Below are 15,669 nucleotides of genomic sequence, written 5' to 3' on the forward strand. Positions count from 1 at the left end.
CGGAGACCACCATGGCCAAGCCCGAACACGAGTTCTTCCCCGCCGACAAGATCGGCTTCACCCCGTGCGAGGGGGACGTCCCGCAGCTCACCGAGCGCATCCTCGCCGCCGACGCCGCGTCCGGTGTCGCGACCCGGATGCTGCGCTTCGAACCCGGCACCGACACCACCCCCAACGGCGTCCAGAAGCACGACTTCTGGGAGGAGGTCTACATCCTCGAAGGATCGATCACCGACCTGCGGCTCGGGGAGACGTTCACCCCCGGGATGTACGCGTGCCGCCCGCCCGGCATGGAGCACGGGCCGTGGCGCAGCGACGACGGATGCCTCACCTTCGAGGTCCGCTACCGCGTCCGATGAAAGGCACCGCCATGTCCGCAACCGCAGGCCCCACGGATGTCGTAGACCCGGCGACGATGCGCCGCGTGATGGGCCGCTTCGCCACCGGCGTCGCCGTCATCACCGCCCTGGACGGGCGCGGCGACCCGCACGGGATGACCCTCAACTCCCTGACCTCGGTCTCCCTGGAACCGCCGATCCTGCTGGTCTGCTTCAACACCCGCGCCCGCACCGCCGTCGCGGTCGCCGAGTCCGGACGCTTCGCCGTCTCGATCCTCGCCGCCCGCCAGGAACCCATAGCGCTGCGGTTCGCCGGACGGGGCGAGGACCACTTCGCCGGCCTGCCGCTGACCTACGGCGAACACGACGTCCCGGTCGTCCCGAACGCGCTCGCACACCTCGAATGCACCGTCGACCGCACCGCCAAGGCCGGCGACCACATCGTGGTATTCGGCGCGGTAGAACGAACCTGCGACCGAGAAGGCCCACCCCTAACCTTCCTCAGCGGCCACTTCGGCGACTACACCCCTAAAAACCACAACCCCCACCCCTGGACCTTCTAACCACCCCCCAGGAGAAGACACCGCCGACGGACGCCCACGCGGAAGGACCAGTAACGGGGTGCAGCAGGCACGGTGCGCTGGCTGGCGCTGCGTGGGTGATCGGCGCTCCAGCTGTTTGGTGGGTGGGGGCGGGTTAGTAGGCGGCCTGGATGCTGGAGCCCGCTTTTGGCTGCTTGAAGACGCGGTGGACCATGTCGCTGAAGTAGTCGAGGTCGAGCGAGTCGTATGACGGGTCGAAGCAGTTCTGGTCGTAGCGCTCGCAGAACACTACGCAGTCGGCGTAGTAGGGGTGGTCCTTGTACTTGTCGCGGGCGTGGCGGTCGGCGCCGATGTGGTGGGCGTAGTAATAGGCCTGGAACAGCGGGTGCTTCTCGATGATCCAGGCGATCCGCTCGGAGACGAAGGGACGCAGGATGGAGGCCACGAACGGCCCGTGGCTGTAGGGGGCCAGTTCGTCCCCGATGTCGTGGACCAGGGCGGCCACGACGTATTCCTCGGGGCGGTCGTCCCGCAGTGCGCGGGTGGCCGACTGGAGGGAGTGCTCAAGGCGGGTCACCCGGCTTGGCCCCTGGAAGTCGCCGAGAACGCGTACGGCCGCGAGAATGCGCTCCGGCAACTTGGCGGCGTCCGCGCGGAAGTCGGCTTCAATCAGCTCGATGTCGTGCGCGGTCATGTCCTTCATGCGCGTGTAGCTGACCATTTCCATGGCGATTCCATCCTCGCTCGAACGGACGTGGATGCCGGAGCGGCAACGAATGGCGGCTTGAATCGACGGGTCTTTTCGGCAGGCGGCCGCCGCCCCGGTCAGGGCTTTTCTTCCCCGGCCGTCCTGCCCGGGGAGCGCTCTTCGACGCAAAGGTAGATTATTCGACACCATGTGGCAACCCCCTCGCTTGGGGTTCGTTCGCTGTTCGTGCGTTGGGGGGCTTGCCGGGGGAGTCGATCGGCTGCGCTCCGGCCCTCGGGCCGTCGAAGCCATGGTCACGGCGGTTGTGCGATCGCGTCGCCGACCCTTGACCGGTCAGTGGGCTGACACTATCGTCGATTTTCCAACGCAACCGTCATGAGGTGAGGGCCGCATGCGAAACAAGGTCAACCGGCGGACGGCATCGGTGTGGGGCTCTGGAGCATGCGTCGCCTTTCTGGCCCTCGCCGGGTGTGGCGGTCAGGGATCGCCGGGCGACTCCGGGGGGAAAGTCGGCGATCTTTCGATTCGGCTTGAATCCGACTGGGACTCGCTGGATCCGGCCAAGGCGCAGGGCACCTACGCCTTTCAGGTGATCGAGTCGCTGTACGACCGGCTCGTCGCGATCGGGAACGGCAAGGTCGTGCCCTACCTGGCGACGTCGTGGAAACAGACCCCCGACTCGGTCACCTTCACCCTGCGGTCCGGGGCGACCTGTAGCGACGGCCAGGCCCTGACGCCGGGTGTCGTCGCCGACTCGCTGAAGCGCCTCGGCGACCCCAAGACCAAGGCGCCGTACGCGCGACTGGTCTTCGGGTCGGCCGGCTACACCGTGACCTCCGACGACAAGGCGAACCAGGTCACCGTGCGCACGGCCAAGCCGTACAGCGACCTGCTGGAGGGTCTGGCCCAGCCGATGGCCTCCATCGTCTGCCCGGCCGGGCTGAAGAAGCCGGACGCGCTCGGTGCGACGCCCGCCGGAAGCGGGCCCTACACGCTGACCAAGTCCGTCCGCGGCTCGCAGTACACGCTGACGGCCCGGTCCGGGTACGGGTGGGGCCCGCAGACCGGCAAGGCGCACTACTACCCCCGGCAGGTCACCTTCCGGGTGGTGTCGAACCAGAGCACGGCCGCCAACCTGCTCACCACCGGCCAGCTCGGCATCGGTGCCATCTCCGGTGCCGACATCCAGCGCCTTCAGTCCAACAGGTCGGTGACCAGGACGTCCCAGCTCACCAACGGGTCCTACTTCCTTGTCTTCAACCAGGCCGCCGGGCGCCCCGGCGCCGATCCGGCGGTCCGCAGGGCGCTCGCGCTGGCGGTCTCCGCCTCGTCGTTCAACAAGGCGGCGATGTACGGGACCTCGGCCGAGGCGCGCAGCGTGTTCAGCCCGATGATGCCCTGCTACAAGGCCGTGATGCCCGGCCCGATGGCGGCCGACGTCAACGCCGCCAGGCGGGCCCTGACGGCGGCAGGCTGGTCCGGCGGCTCGGGCATCCTCAGCAAGGCCGGGAAACCCCTGCGGCTGAAGCTGGTGGGGACCGCCGAGATCGGGCCGGGCTTCGAGTACGTGCAGGCCCAGCTGCGGTCGGCCGGCGCCGATGTCACGCTGCGCGACGGCGACACGAAGACGCTGGCCGAGACGCTCTTCGGCACCGGCGACTGGGACGCGACGGTGTACCCGTTCACGCCCCCTGCCCCCACCCCGAGCGCGCTGAGCCTGTTCGTCACCGGACCGGCCGCGCCGAACGGCACCAACTTCGCCGCGATGAAGGACCCGTCCTACGACGCCGCGGCGGCCAAGGCCCTCTCGGCGCTCGGCACGGAGCGCTGCGAGGCGTGGGGTGAGGCGCAGAAGGCGCTCCACGACAACGCGAACGTCTTCCCGCTCGTCCACCTCAAGACCCACTGGTTCAGCTCGGTCCCGGTGCGCTTTGGGCTGGCCGACGGGGCGACCACCCTGGACATCCACACCGTCACGACGGCGGCGGGATCGTGAAGGCGGCCGCGCCCGCCGACGCGCGCCGCCGCTCCCGCGCCGCCAGGGTCACGGGCTTCGTGGCGCCCAAGGTCGCCCATCTCATGGCGGTCCTCTCGGGGCTGGTCGTGGCCACGTTCCTGCTGCTGCACCTGACGCCCGGTGATCCGGCCGTGCGGGTGGCGGGGCTGAACGCCACCCCGCAGCGGCTGGCGGACGTCCGGCACGATCTCGGGCTGGACCGCCCGCTGCTCGCCCAGTTCGCGTCCTACATCGGCGACGTGGCGAGATGGCGGCTCGGGAACTCGTTCCAGACCGGCGAGCCGGTGAGCTCGATCATCGCGGCCCGGCTGCCGGTCACGCTGGAGATCGTCGTCGGCGCGATGGCGCTGACGTTCGGGATCGGCATCGGGATCGGCGTGTGGATGGCGGCGATCACCCGCGAGGGCCGCCATCGCCGGGTCGAGTCGGGCTTCTCCGCGACGACGTCGCTGCTGGGATCGATCCCCGAGTACGTGGTCGGCACCGTCCTGGTCCTGGTGTTCGCGGTGTGGCTCGGCCTGCTGCCCGTCGCGGGCGCCGTCTCGTGGCAGGGATACGTCCTGCCCGTGCTCGCCGTGGCGTTCGCGCCGACGGCGGTGCTCGCCCGCATCGTCCGCGTCGAGACCCTGGACGTCCTGGCGCAGAACTACGTCCGGACGGCCCGGGCCAAGCACCTGTCCGTCCTGCGGACCTACGGGCTGCACGTCCTGCCGAACTCGCTCACCGGGGCCCTCACCGTCGGCGGGCTCATCTTCGCGAGCCTGCTGGGCGGGACGGTCGTGGTCGAGAACGTCTTCGCGGTCCCGGGCCTCGGCAGCAGCCTGGTCCAGGCCGTGCAGGTCAGGGACTACCCGCTGGTGCAGGTGACCGTGCTGGTGCTCGGCTTCTCGATCGTGGTCGTCAACCTCTGCGTGGAGGCGGCGTTGAGCATGCTGGACCGGCAGTCGTCGCTGAGGCGGTCATGACCGGGGCGGGGGCGTCGCGGACGCGCTGGCGGGCGGTCCGGCAGGCGCCCGCCGGAGTCTTCGGGCTCGCCGTGCTCGCCCTGCTCGCCGTCCTGGCGGTCGTGGCGCCGATGGTGTGGGACGTCCAGGCCCACGAGGTGCGTCCCGACCTCGGCCCCACCGGGCCCTCCTCGGAGCACTGGCTGGGCACCGACCGCCTGGGCCGGGACGTGCTCGCGCGCGTGGCCTTCGCGACCCGGACGTCGATGGAACTCGCCCTGCTCGCCACCGCCATCGCCGCCGGCGCCGGGCTCGCGCTCGGCGGGCTCGTCGCGGTGCTCGGCCCGAGGACGCAGGTCGTGGGCCGGCGGCTCATCGACGGGCTGCTGGCGTTCCCGCCCATCCTGACGGCCATCTTCCTGACGGCCGTCTTCGGAACCGGCGCGGGCGGCGCGGCCGTCGCGGTCGGCGCGGCCGCGGTGCCGTACGTGGCCCGGATCGTGAGCACGCTCGCGACGAGCGTGACGGGACGGGACTACGTCGCGGCGGCGCGCGGCGCCGGGCTGGGACGGGCGCGCGTGTTCGGCCGGCATGTGCTCCCGAACATGGCCGACACCCTGGTGGTGAGCCTGTCCGTCCTCGCCGCGCAGAGCCTGGTCTTCGTGTCGTCGCTGAGCTTCCTGGGCGTGGGCGTCCAGCCGCCGCAGGTGGACTGGGGATCCATGCTCACCGAGGGCGTGCAGGTCCTTTACGTCGATCCGCTGGCCGCGGTCGCCCCGGCGACCCTGATCGCCCTGACCGGGCTCGCGCTCGGGCTCTTCGGCGAGGCGCTCGCGCGCGCCCTCAACCCGGTCGTCTGGACGGTGGACGCGGCGCCCGGCGGCCGGGTCAGGCGGTCTCCGCGTCGCGCCGAGGAGCGGCCGGCGCGGTCCGCCGCCGAGGACGACGACAGCGTGCTGTCGGTGCGGAACCTGACGGTCGAGGTCCCGACACCGGCCGGAAACGCCGAGCTGGTCAGCGACTTCTCCCTGACGGTCAAGCGCGGGGAGACGGTCGGCATCGTCGGCGAGTCCGGCTGCGGCAAGTCGATGACGGTGCTCGCGATGGCCGGTCTGCTCCCCTACCCGGCCCGGCCGCGGGGCGCGGGCCTCCGGCTGGGCGGCGACGACGTGACGTCGCTGCCCCGGCGCGCGGCCCGGACGGTTCTCGGGACGAGGCTCGCGCTGGTCTTCCAGGATCCGATGTCCGCCCTCAACCCGGCGATTCCGGTCGGTCGTCAGCTCGTCGAGGGCGTGCGGACCCACACGGGGATGGGCCGGAGCGCGGCGCTGGACCGTGCCCGGACGCTGCTCGCCGACGCGCGCATCACGAACCCCGCGCGGCGGCTCAAGCAGTATCCGGTGGAGCTGTCGGGTGGGACGAGCCAGCGCGTGGTCCTCGCCATGGGCCTGATGACGGAGCCCGACGTCGTGCTCGCGGACGAGCCCACCACCGCGCTCGACGTCACGGTGCAGAGCCAGGTGCTGCGGCTGCTGCGGCGGCTGAACACCGAACACCGGACCGCGATCGTCCTGGTGTCTCACGATCTGCACGTCATCAAGGGACTGTGCCACCGCGTCGTCGTCATGTACGGCGGCCGCGTGGTCGAGCAGGGCCCGACCGCGCAGGTGGCCGGACGGCCGCTGCACCCGTACACGAAGGCGCTGCTGGCCTGTTCGGTGGACATGGAGGCGGACGTCGACGCGCCGATCGCCGCGATTCCCGGGCAGCCGCCCGACCTCAAGGAGCGGCCGGTGGGCTGCCCGTTCGCGCCCCGGTGCCCGGCGGCGATGGCTCGATGCGAGAGCGAGGCGCCGCCGCTCGTGGACTTCGGAGAACGCCGCGTCGCGTGCTGGGCCGTCGACACCGGCGCCGGGCTTTCCCCTGGGAGGGGCGAATGAGCGGGTTGGAATTGCGGAACATCAGCGTCCGGTACGGCAGGGGACGCAGGTCGGCCGTCGCGGTCCGGGATGTGAGCCTTCGCGTGCCGGCGGGCGGCCGGGTGGGCCTGGTGGGCGAGTCGGGCTGCGGGAAGTCCAGCCTGGCGCGCGTGGTGGCCGGGCTCGTGGTGCCCAGCGCGGGCGAGGTGCTGCTGGACGGACGCGTCGTCCGGACGGCGGGCAGGCGCTCCGGCGTCTGCCGCGAGATCCAGATGGTCTTCCAGGACCCCTTCCGGTCGCTCAACCCGCGCATGCCGGTCGGCGCGGTGATCGCGGAGGTGGCGCGCGGCGGCGCGGCCGATGCCGGGGCCGCGCGAGCCGAGGCGGGGCGGCTGCTCGACCTGGTCGGGCTGCCGGAACGCTCGGCCGGGGCGTACCCGCACGAGCTGTCCGGCGGCCAGCGGCAGCGCGTGGCGATCGCGCGGGCGCTGGCCGCCCGACCGCGCGTCCTCGTCCTGGACGAGGTGACCTCGGCGCTGGACGTCTCCGTGCAGGCCCTCGTCCTGAACCTGCTCCGGGACCTGCACGCCCGGCTCGACCTGTCGTACCTCTTCATCTCCCACGACCTCGCCGTCGTGCGCTACATGTGCGAGACGGTCAACGTCATGTACGGGGGAGAGATCGTCGAGCACGGCCCGCGCGACGGCGTGCTGCACCGGCCCACCCATCCCTACACGCGCCGGCTGCTGGCGTCCATGGCGGACGATCCGACGGCCGCGGACATCGTGCCGGCCGCGGCGGTGGAGTCGTGATGCGCGACGCGGTGATCCTGGCGGCGAAGCGGACGCCGATCGGCCGGGCGGGCAAGGGCGCGCTGCGCGACGTCCGGCCCGACGACCTCGCGGCGCAGATCGCGACGGCCGCGCTGGCGGCCGTGCCCGAACTCGATCCGGCGCGCCTGGACGACCTCCTGCTGGGATGCGGCAGTCCGGGCGGCGAGCAGGGGTGGAACCTGGGCCGGATGGTCGCGCTGCTAATGGGACACGACAACCTGCCGGGCACGACCGTCACGCGTCACTGCTCGTCCAGCCTTCAGACCACGCGGATGGCCATGCACGCCATCCGCGCGGGCGAAGGAGACGCCTTCCTGTCGGTGGGCGTCGAGTGCGGGAGCCGGTACGTCCACGGCTACGCCGAGAGCTCCGGTGAACCCAATCCCGTCTATGCCGCCGCGCGCGAGCGCTCGGAGGCCGCGGCGTCGAACGACTTCGCCTGGCGCGACCCGCGGGCGGGAGGAGACCGTCCTGACGCCTACGTCGAGATGGTCCAGACGGCCGAGTACGTGGCCCGGCACCGCGGGATCGGCCGCGAGGAGATGGACCGGTTCGCGCTCCGCTCGTTCCAGCGGGCCGAGAGGGCGCGCGACACGGGGTTCTGGGCGGCGGAGATCACCCCGGCGCGGCTTCCGGACGGGAGCCTGGTGACGGCGGACGACGGCCCGCGCCGCGGCGTCACCCTCGACGCGCTGGCCGGGCTCAAGCCGGTGCTCGGTCCGGGCGGCCGCGTGACGGCGGGCAACGCCTGCCCGGTCAACGACGGCGCCGCCGCCCTGCTGATCACCAGCGCCGACCTCGCCCGGAGCATCGGGGCGGAGCCGCTGGCCCGGGTCGTGTCCACGGGCGTCTCCGCGCTCAGCCCGGAGATCATGGGCCTCGGGCCGGTGGAGGCGTCGCGGCGGGCGCTCGCCGCGGCGGGGATGTCGATCCGGGACGTGGATCTCGTCGAGCTGAACGAGGCGTTCGCCGCGCAGGTGATCCCGAGCATGCGGGACCTGGAGATCGATCCGGAGCGGCTCAACGTCCACGGCGGCGGGATCGCCATGGGCCACCCGCCGGGGATGACCGGCGCGCGGCTGACCGTCACCCTGCTGCACGCCCTCGCCGAGGCGGACGCGACGGTCGGCCTGATCACGATGTGCGTCGGCGGCGGCCAGGGGATGGCCATGATCGTCGAGCGGCCGTCCTGATTCTTGACACCTGTGTCGAGTCTTAGACTCTTCTCTTTCCGCCGAAGAAGAGGAGACCGAGCCGCCATGGCGAACCCCGAGGAGCCATCGCAGTCGCGCAAGGAGCTGGTGGCGAACCAGCTCCTTGAACGCGCGGCGCAGTTGTTCGTCGAACGCGGCGTCGCGGGGACGAGCGTCCGTGACATCGCCGATGCCATGGGCCTCACCCGTCCGGCGCTGTACTACTACTTCCCCAGCAAGGAGGCCCTGCTCAAGGAGTTGGTCTCGGGGGTCACCGGGGTCGGCGCGGCCGAGATCCAGCGGTTGCGGAGCCGTACCGACCTCACCCCCACCGAGAAGCTGACGTCGCTCGTCCGCAGCACCGCCGAGGGCATCGCGCGGAGCCCGGTGAGGTTCCGCGTGCTGGAGCGCAACGAGGCCGAACTGCCCGAGGCGATCCTCGCCGAGCACCGCAAGAGCAAGGTGCGCATCCTCGACGAGCTGTCGGGGATCATCGCCGACGGCGTCGCGAGCGGCGAGTTTCGGCCGGTCGACGAGCGTACGGTCGCCTTCGCGATCATCGGGATGACCAACTGGATCGCCTGGTGGTTCCGGGAGGACGGGCCGAACACGCCCGAGGAGGTGGCCGACGAGATGGTCGCCATGGTCACGCACGGCCTCCTCCGGCACGGGGACCGGGCGCCGGAGAGCGACGGCGTCGCGGGCGCCCTGGGGCTGATCCGCGAGGACCTCGCATACCTTGAGCGCGTACTCGCCGCTCAGGGCGAGACGGACGCGTCCCGCGAGTGATTCGGCCCGCGGATGGGACATGCCGCGAGCGAGGCGGCACGAGGCCGCCCGTGAATCTATTGACGAGAACGTAAAATAGTTGTCCAATGTGTCGGAGCACTTCTGGACATCCGCAGCTCTGACACGAGGACGGTGCAATGCCCTACGTCATCGGCATCGACGTCGGCGGCACCTTCACCGATGGGATCGCGGCCGACGAGACCGGCACCGTGATCGCGGCGAAGGCGCCGTCGACACCCCCCGACTTCTCGGTCGGGTTCGAGAACGTCATCGACCAGCTCGCCGAGCGGGCCGGCCGCACGGTGCGCGAGCTGCTCGCGGACACGGCCTACCTCGCCCACGGCACCACGGCCGCCCTCAACGCGCTGGTCACCGGCAACGTCGCGCGCGTCGGCTTCCTGACCACGCGCGGCCACCGCGACTCGATCTACATCATGAACGTCGAGGGGCGCTATCTCGGCCTCCCGCCCCACGAGGTGCAGGACACGCTGAACACGCGCAAGCCGGACCCGCTCGTGCCCAAGCGGCTGGCCCGGGAGGTCACCGAGCGGGTCGACCGCTCCGGGAACGTCGTCGTCCGCCTGGACGAGGACGACGCGCGCGCCACCATCGCCGAGCTCATCGCCGAGGGTGTGGACGCGATCGCCGTCAGCCTGCTGTGGTCGTTCCGCAACCCCGGCCACGAGAAGCGGCTGAAGGCACTGATCCACGAGCAGGCCCCCGGCATGTACGTCAGCCTGTCCAGCGAGATCAGCCCGCGCATCCGCGAGTTCGCCCGCAACGCGACGACCATCATGAACGCGCAGGTCGGCCCGGCACTGCGCCGGTACCTCGAACCGCTGGAGAGCCGCCTTAAGGCCAAGGGGCTCGCCGGACCGCTCCTGGTGATGCAGGGGTCCGGCGGCACCGTCACCGCCCGCCACGCCCCGGAGATCGCCATCACGACCGTGGGGTCGGTGCTCACCGGAGGCGTCACCGGCGCCGCCCGGCTCGCCGAGCAGCTCGGGCACCGCAACGTCGTCTCGACCGACGTCGGCGGCACGACGTTCCTCGCCGGACTGATCGTGGACGGCGAACCCGAGGCGACGACCGGCTCGGTGCTGAACCAGCATCCGATCAACACGCCCACCCTGCGCGTCCACGCCATCGGCTCCGGGGGCGGGGCGATCGCGTCGGTCGACTCCGGCGGGAACCTGCGGGTCGGGCCGGGCAGCGCCGGAGCCTGGCCGGGGCCGGCCGCCTACGGGCAGGGCGGCCTCGACCCGACGGTCACCGACGCCGACCTGGTCCTCGGGATCCTCAACCCGGACAACTTCCTCGGCGGCCGCAAGACGCTGTCGCCGGAGCTGGCGGCCAAGGCGCTCACCGAGCGGGTCGGCCGCCATCTCGGGCTCGACGCCGAGGGCGCGGCGGCCGCCGTCTTCACGGTGCAGAACTCGCAGACGGCCGACCTCGCGCGCAAGGTCGTCGTCGAGGCCGGCCACGACCCGCGCGACTTCGCGGTCTACGCGTTCGGCGGCGCGGGGCCCATGCACGCGTTCGCCTACGCCGCCGAGCTCGGCGTCTCCGAGCTCGTGGTGCCGCTCGGGCACAGCGCGGGCGTGTTCTCGGCCTACGGGCTGGCGGCGACGAACATCGTGGTCTCCGCCGAGCTCAGCGACCCGGCGGTCCTGCCGATCGATCCGGCACGGGTGCAGGGCAACTTCGACCGGCTCGAAGCGCGGGTACGGGACGTCCTCGCCGCGCAGAATCTCGACTTCGTCGAGGTCCGCGTCCGCCGGGAGGTCGACGCCCGGTACACGCCGCAGCTCGCCGAGGTCCCGACCCGGGTGCCCGGCGGGCCGCTCGACGAGGCCGCGGTCGACCGGATCGCCGACGACTTCGAGTCGGCCTACGCGGCCCGCTTCGGCGAGGGCTCCGGGTATCGCGAGGCCGGCGTCCAGCTCATCACCTACCGGGTGCACGGGACGGGAATCCTGCCCTTCACCCCGACGATCCCGCACGCCCCCGCCGCCGACGGGAGTTCGAGCGACGTGGCGATCACCGGGCGCCGCCCGGTCCTGCTCGACCTCCAGCGCGGCCGGCAGGACACCGCGATCTACGACTACCGGCGGCTGCGCGCCGGACACGTGCTGACCGGCCCGGCGATCGTCGAGGTGCCGACCACCACCGTCGTCGTCCCCGCGGAGACGACGGCCCGGGTCGACCACCTCGGCAACCTCGTCATCGACCTGGCCTGACGGCATCGACCTGGCCTGACGGCCTGGAGGCATATCCCATGACCCCACCACTCAAGATCACCGGTGCCTCGGCGTTCACCAGCCGCCCGATCGCACCGGACGAGCTGCGCCGGAGCATCCCGTCCTCGCTGCGGCTCCACGACGTCCCGCCGGAGGCCGGGGACGAGATCGGCCCCCTGACCTACGAGGTGATCCGCCACCGGATCTGGGCGATCACCGAGGAGATGGGCGACACCCTCAAGCGCATGTCGGGGTCGATCTCGGTCACCGAGGTCAACGACTTCGACTTCACCATCTGCGACGAGATCGGGCAGGAGGTGCAGGTCGGCCTCTACAACACCGGCCTCGTCGCGTCCATGGACCTCGCCATCTACTGGACGCTGCTGCACCGCAGCGAGAGCCCGGGGATCGAGGAAGGCGACATGTTCCTCTGCAACGACCCGTGGGTCGGCGGGGGACTGCACCAGAACGACGTCGCCATCCTCGCCCCGGTGTTCCACGACGGCAGGCTCTTCGCCTGGACGACGGCGATCTGCCACGTGGAGGACCTCGGCGGCAGCGCGCCCGGCTCGTTCTCGCCGACGGCCACCGACGTCTTCGCCGAGTCGCTGCCCACCCCGCCGGTCAAGATCGTCCGTGGCCACCGGCTGCAGCAGGACGTCGTCGACCTCTACCTGCGGCGGTCCCGCGTCCCGGAGATGGTGGGGCTCGACCTGCGCGCCAAGATCGGCGCCAACAACATCGCCAGGGACCGGCTCCTCGCGCTCATCGACCGGTACGGCCCGGACCAGGTCAAGGCCGTCATGAAGCGGATGATGGACGACTCCGAGCGGCGCCTGCGCGCCAAGCTGACGTCCCTCCCGGACGGCTCCTGGTCCAGCGTCGGCTACCAGGAGCAGTCCGGGCTCGGCGACCGCGGCATGCACAAGATCGCGCTGACCATGACCAAGCGCGCGGACCACCTGACCTTCGACTTCACCGGCACCGACCCGCAGACCGGCATGATCAACTGCCCCTACTCCGGCATGCGCGCGGGCGTCATGTTCGCCCTGCTGCCGATCCTGGCGGGCGACATCCCCTGGGCGGCCGGGGGGCTCATGCGCTGTTTCGACATCGTCAGCGAGGAAGGCACGATCAACAACGCCACCTTCCCGGCCGCGGTGGCGAAGGCCCCGGTGGGCCCGGCATGGGCGTCGTCGAACCTCGTCGCGGACTGCCTGGCGCGGATGCTCGACACCGACGAGGACCAGCGGCCGCGCGTCCAGTCGGTATGCGCCGGAACCTACGACGGGTGCGGCCTGATGGGCGTCGACGAGGAGGGGCAGCCGTTCTTCGGCGGCTTCGCCGACTCGATGGCCTCGGGCTACGGGGCGCAGGTCGACGCCGACGGCGTCGACACCGGCGGCCTGTTCGTGATCCCGATGGGCCGCGCGCCGGACGTGGAGATGACCGAGTTCAGCCAGCCGCTGCTGTACCTGTGGCGGCGGGAGGAGGCCGACACCGGAGGGCCGGGACGGCAGCGCGGCGGCGTGAGCGGCTCGATCTGCGCCGTCCCGCACGGGGTCGGCGGGCCGATGCTGGCGATGTTCACCGGGGCGAGCAAGGCGGCGTCGATGAGCCCGGGCCTGGCCGGGGGATACCCGGGCGGGACCCAGCTCGACATCGTGGTGCACGAGAGCCGCGCGCACGAGGCCCTGCGCGCCGGTGAGATCCCGCAGAGTCTCGACGAGCTCGCCGGGACCCGGCAGATCGTCCAGGCCCACGACGAACTGCGGGTCGAGCCCGCGGGCGCCATCTATCTGCAGTGGGCCGGTGGCGGCGGGTACGGCGACCCGCTGCGCCGGGACCCGGCCTCGGTCGCCGCCGACCTCGCCGCCGGGAAGATCTCGGCCACCGCGGCGCACGAGGTGTACGGGGTCGTCCTGGACGAGTCGTCGCTGGAAGCGGACCACTCCGCGACGGCGGCGCGGCGGGCCGAGCTGATCCAGCGGCGCCGTACCGGCGCGGGATCCCCGGACCGGCGGGCGCGGACCTGCGGGGTCCAGGGAGCACGCCCCCTGGACGACAACATCGCGGTGCTGCCCGCTGAGGGCGGTGAGCCCGAGCGGCTGTGCTGCAGGCACTGCGGCGAACTGCTCGGCGAACGCGACGGCGATCACCTGTCCCGGCTGCCGCGGCAGGTCACCGGACCCGAGGGCGCGGGCCCCGGCGCCTGGCCGGACGCCTCGACGTACGTCGACGACGAGGTCGTGTTCCGCCAGGTCTACTGCCCCGGCTGCTTCACCGCGCTGCTGACCCAGGTCGTACCCGCGCGGCAGCCCCTCACCGGCTGAACGGCGACCACCTACCCGTGTGATGTGAGGAGTCCGATGACCACCGCTGACCCGTCCAGCCCGTCCAGCCCCTCCAGCTCCTGCGCCGCCGATGTCGTGCCGTATCCGGACGAGTTCGCGCGGCGCTACCGGGAGGCCGGCTACTGGCGAGCGCTCACGCTCGCCGAAGAGCTGCACGAGACCGCCGAGCGCTTCGCCGAGCGCGAGGCGGTCACCTCCGACACCTCCCGGCTCACCTACCGCGAGCTCGACCGGGCGGCCGACCGGTTCGCGGTCGCCCTGCGGCGCCTCGGCCTGCGGCCGGGCGATCCGGTGATCTTCCAGCTCGGCAACGAGGTGACCACGGTCGTCGCCTACTTCGGCGTGCTCCGCGCCGGGCTGGTGCCGATCTGCAGCCTCGCGCAGCACCGGTCCCGGGAGATCGGATACCTCATCCAGCACACCGGAGCCCGCCTCCATCTCGTCGAGCATCGCTTCCGCGGTTACGACCTGCCCGGCTTCGCCGCCGAGATGGCCGCCGGCAACCCGTCGATCAAGGCCGTCGTCGTGTTCGGCGGGCCGGGCCTTGAGGGCCAGCACCGCTACGAGGAGCTGGTCCAGGCGGTGGACGCCGACGAGGCCGCGGCGACCGTGCGCACCTGGCGGATCGACCCCGAGTCGGTCGGTGTCTTCCAGCTCTCCGGCGGCACCACCGGCGTGCCGAAGCTGATCCCGAGACTGCACTGCGAGTACGCCTACAACGCCCGGGCCTGGGCCGAGACCTGGGGCTTCGGGCCGGGCTCGGTCGTCCTTCAGGCGACCCCGATCATGCACAACGCCGGTATCACCTGCGCGGTGAACGCCGCCCTGCTCAGCGGTGCGCGGCTGGCGCTCGCGCCGCGCGCACGCCTGGCGGAGCTGACGCGGGTCATCGCCGCGGAGGGCGTGACCGACACGCTCATGGGGGCCGGGCTGGCCACCGAGATCAGCGAGCATCCGGACCTCGCCGGCATGAGGTTCGGCTCGGTCCGGCGGATGTTCTTCGCGCCGTCGATCCCGTCGATCGCGAGGCAGGCGGAGGAGATGTTCGGCTGCCCCATGGTGCCGCTGTACGGCACCGGCGAGGGCATCTTCCTCACGGCGGACGAGTCCGAACCCGAGGCGGCCCGGCACGGCACGTGCGGCCGCCCCCTCTCGCCGCTGGACGAGGTGCGGCTGCTGCGACCGGGCACCGAGGAGGAGGTCCCGGTCGGCGAGATCGGCGAGCTCACCGCGCGCGGCCCGTACACGATCCGCGGCTACTACCGGGCCGCCGAGCGCAACCGGACGGCGTTCACCAGCGACGGGTTCTACCGCACGGGCGACCTGGCCCGGGCGCACCTCATCGACGGCACCCTGTACTACTCGCACGAAGGCCGCATCACCGACAACATCAGCCGCGGCGGCGAGAAGATCCACGCCGACGAGCTGGAGGCCCTCCTGGTCGAGCACCCGGCCGTCGCGGAGGTCGCGGTGGTGGGCATGCCGGACCGCATCCTCGGTGAGCGCGTGTGCGCGTTCGTCGTGCTCTCCGCGGGCAGGGCCGCCCCCACGGTGGCGGACTTCGCCGAACTGCTGCTGGCGAAGGGGCTGGCCAAGTACAAGCTGCCCGAGCGGGTCGAGGTGGTCGAGGAGTTCCCGCGGACCAACGTCGACAAGATCTCCAAGAAGGACCTGCGCGAGCTCATCGCCGAGCGCCTGCGTGAGGAGCGGGCCCAGACCGGCTGAGCCCGCCTCGCGGCTCCCCGCTTCCCGGCACACGCGGCCGATCGGCTGGGGTCCAGGCCGCTTGAC

The 15,669-nt window shown here is 71.9% G+C and carries 12 protein-coding genes; 11 read left to right on the plus strand and 1 reads right to left on the minus strand.

Features of this window, described 5'->3' with window-relative positions:
* The first annotated feature begins 11 nt into the window (after nucleotides 1–11).
* Together ACH01S_RS23965 and ACH01S_RS23970 are read left to right on the plus strand one after the other, a co-directional pair.
* Nucleotides 12–359 carry a cupin domain-containing protein gene (locus ACH01S_RS23965; protein ID WP_067895518.1) on the plus strand — a complete coding sequence of 116 codons (348 nt, stop codon included), beginning with the start codon at nucleotides 12–14 and terminating at the stop codon, nucleotides 357–359.
* 56 nt (nucleotides 360–415) lie between these two features.
* Nucleotides 416–901 (plus strand): flavin reductase family protein, encoded by a 486-nt coding sequence (locus tag ACH01S_RS23970; RefSeq protein WP_218010370.1) that lies wholly within the window; start codon nucleotides 416–418, stop codon nucleotides 899–901.
* Between the two features lie 133 nt (nucleotides 902–1,034).
* Here ACH01S_RS23970 and ACH01S_RS23975 read toward each other — a convergent pair whose 3' ends face one another.
* Nucleotides 1,035–1,607 (minus strand): HD domain-containing protein, encoded by a 573-nt coding sequence (locus ACH01S_RS23975; protein WP_067895523.1) that lies wholly within the window; start codon nucleotides 1,605–1,607, stop codon nucleotides 1,035–1,037.
* 571 nt (nucleotides 1,608–2,178) lie between these two features.
* Here ACH01S_RS23975 and ACH01S_RS23980 point away from each other — a divergent pair.
* The 9 genes from ACH01S_RS23980 to ACH01S_RS24020 all read left to right on the plus strand — a co-directional run bounded on the left by ACH01S_RS23980 (nucleotide 2,179) and on the right by ACH01S_RS24020 (nucleotide 15,603).
* Entirely contained in the window at nucleotides 2,179–3,585 is a 1,407-nt protein-coding gene (locus ACH01S_RS23980; RefSeq protein ID WP_067895526.1) for an ABC transporter substrate-binding protein, read from the plus strand.
* Nucleotides 3,582–4,571, plus strand: a complete 990-nt coding sequence (locus ACH01S_RS23985) for an ABC transporter permease (protein WP_067895529.1) — start codon at nucleotides 3,582–3,584, stop codon at nucleotides 4,569–4,571. Before ACH01S_RS23980 ends, ACH01S_RS23985 begins: the two co-directional genes overlap by 4 nt.
* Nucleotides 4,568–6,490, plus strand: a complete 1,923-nt coding sequence (locus tag ACH01S_RS23990; protein ID WP_067895532.1) for a dipeptide/oligopeptide/nickel ABC transporter permease/ATP-binding protein — start codon at nucleotides 4,568–4,570, stop codon at nucleotides 6,488–6,490. The genes ACH01S_RS23985 and ACH01S_RS23990 overlap by 4 nt, the downstream gene beginning before the upstream one ends.
* Nucleotides 6,487–7,281, plus strand: coding sequence for an ABC transporter ATP-binding protein (locus ACH01S_RS23995; protein WP_067895535.1), 795 nt, complete (start codon nucleotides 6,487–6,489; stop codon nucleotides 7,279–7,281). The genes ACH01S_RS23990 and ACH01S_RS23995 overlap by 4 nt, the downstream gene beginning before the upstream one ends.
* Nucleotides 7,281–8,495, plus strand: a complete 1,215-nt coding sequence (locus ACH01S_RS24000) for an acetyl-CoA C-acetyltransferase (RefSeq protein WP_067895538.1) — start codon at nucleotides 7,281–7,283, stop codon at nucleotides 8,493–8,495. The genes ACH01S_RS23995 and ACH01S_RS24000 overlap by 1 nt, the downstream gene beginning before the upstream one ends.
* Before the next feature lie 66 nt (nucleotides 8,496–8,561).
* Nucleotides 8,562–9,284 carry a TetR/AcrR family transcriptional regulator gene (locus ACH01S_RS24005; protein ID WP_067895540.1) on the plus strand — a complete coding sequence of 241 codons (723 nt, stop codon included), beginning with the start codon at nucleotides 8,562–8,564 and terminating at the stop codon, nucleotides 9,282–9,284.
* A gap of 137 nt (nucleotides 9,285–9,421) precedes the next feature.
* Entirely contained in the window at nucleotides 9,422–11,524 is a 2,103-nt protein-coding gene (locus ACH01S_RS24010) for a hydantoinase/oxoprolinase family protein (protein ID WP_067895543.1), read from the plus strand.
* Between the two features lie 38 nt (nucleotides 11,525–11,562).
* Nucleotides 11,563–13,857, plus strand: coding sequence for a hydantoinase B/oxoprolinase family protein (locus ACH01S_RS24015; RefSeq protein WP_067895546.1), 2,295 nt, complete (start codon nucleotides 11,563–11,565; stop codon nucleotides 13,855–13,857).
* A gap of 36 nt (nucleotides 13,858–13,893) precedes the next feature.
* Nucleotides 13,894–15,603: a (2,3-dihydroxybenzoyl)adenylate synthase gene (locus ACH01S_RS24020; protein ID WP_067895549.1), complete on the plus strand. Its 1,710-nt coding sequence runs from the start codon at nucleotides 13,894–13,896 to the stop codon at nucleotides 15,601–15,603.
* Nucleotides 15,604–15,669 lie beyond the last annotated feature (66 nt).

The sequence above is a fragment of the Actinomadura chibensis NBRC 106107 genome (genome assembly GCF_001552135.1).
Taxonomy (GTDB): domain Bacteria; phylum Actinomycetota; class Actinomycetes; order Streptosporangiales; family Streptosporangiaceae; genus Spirillospora; species Spirillospora chibensis.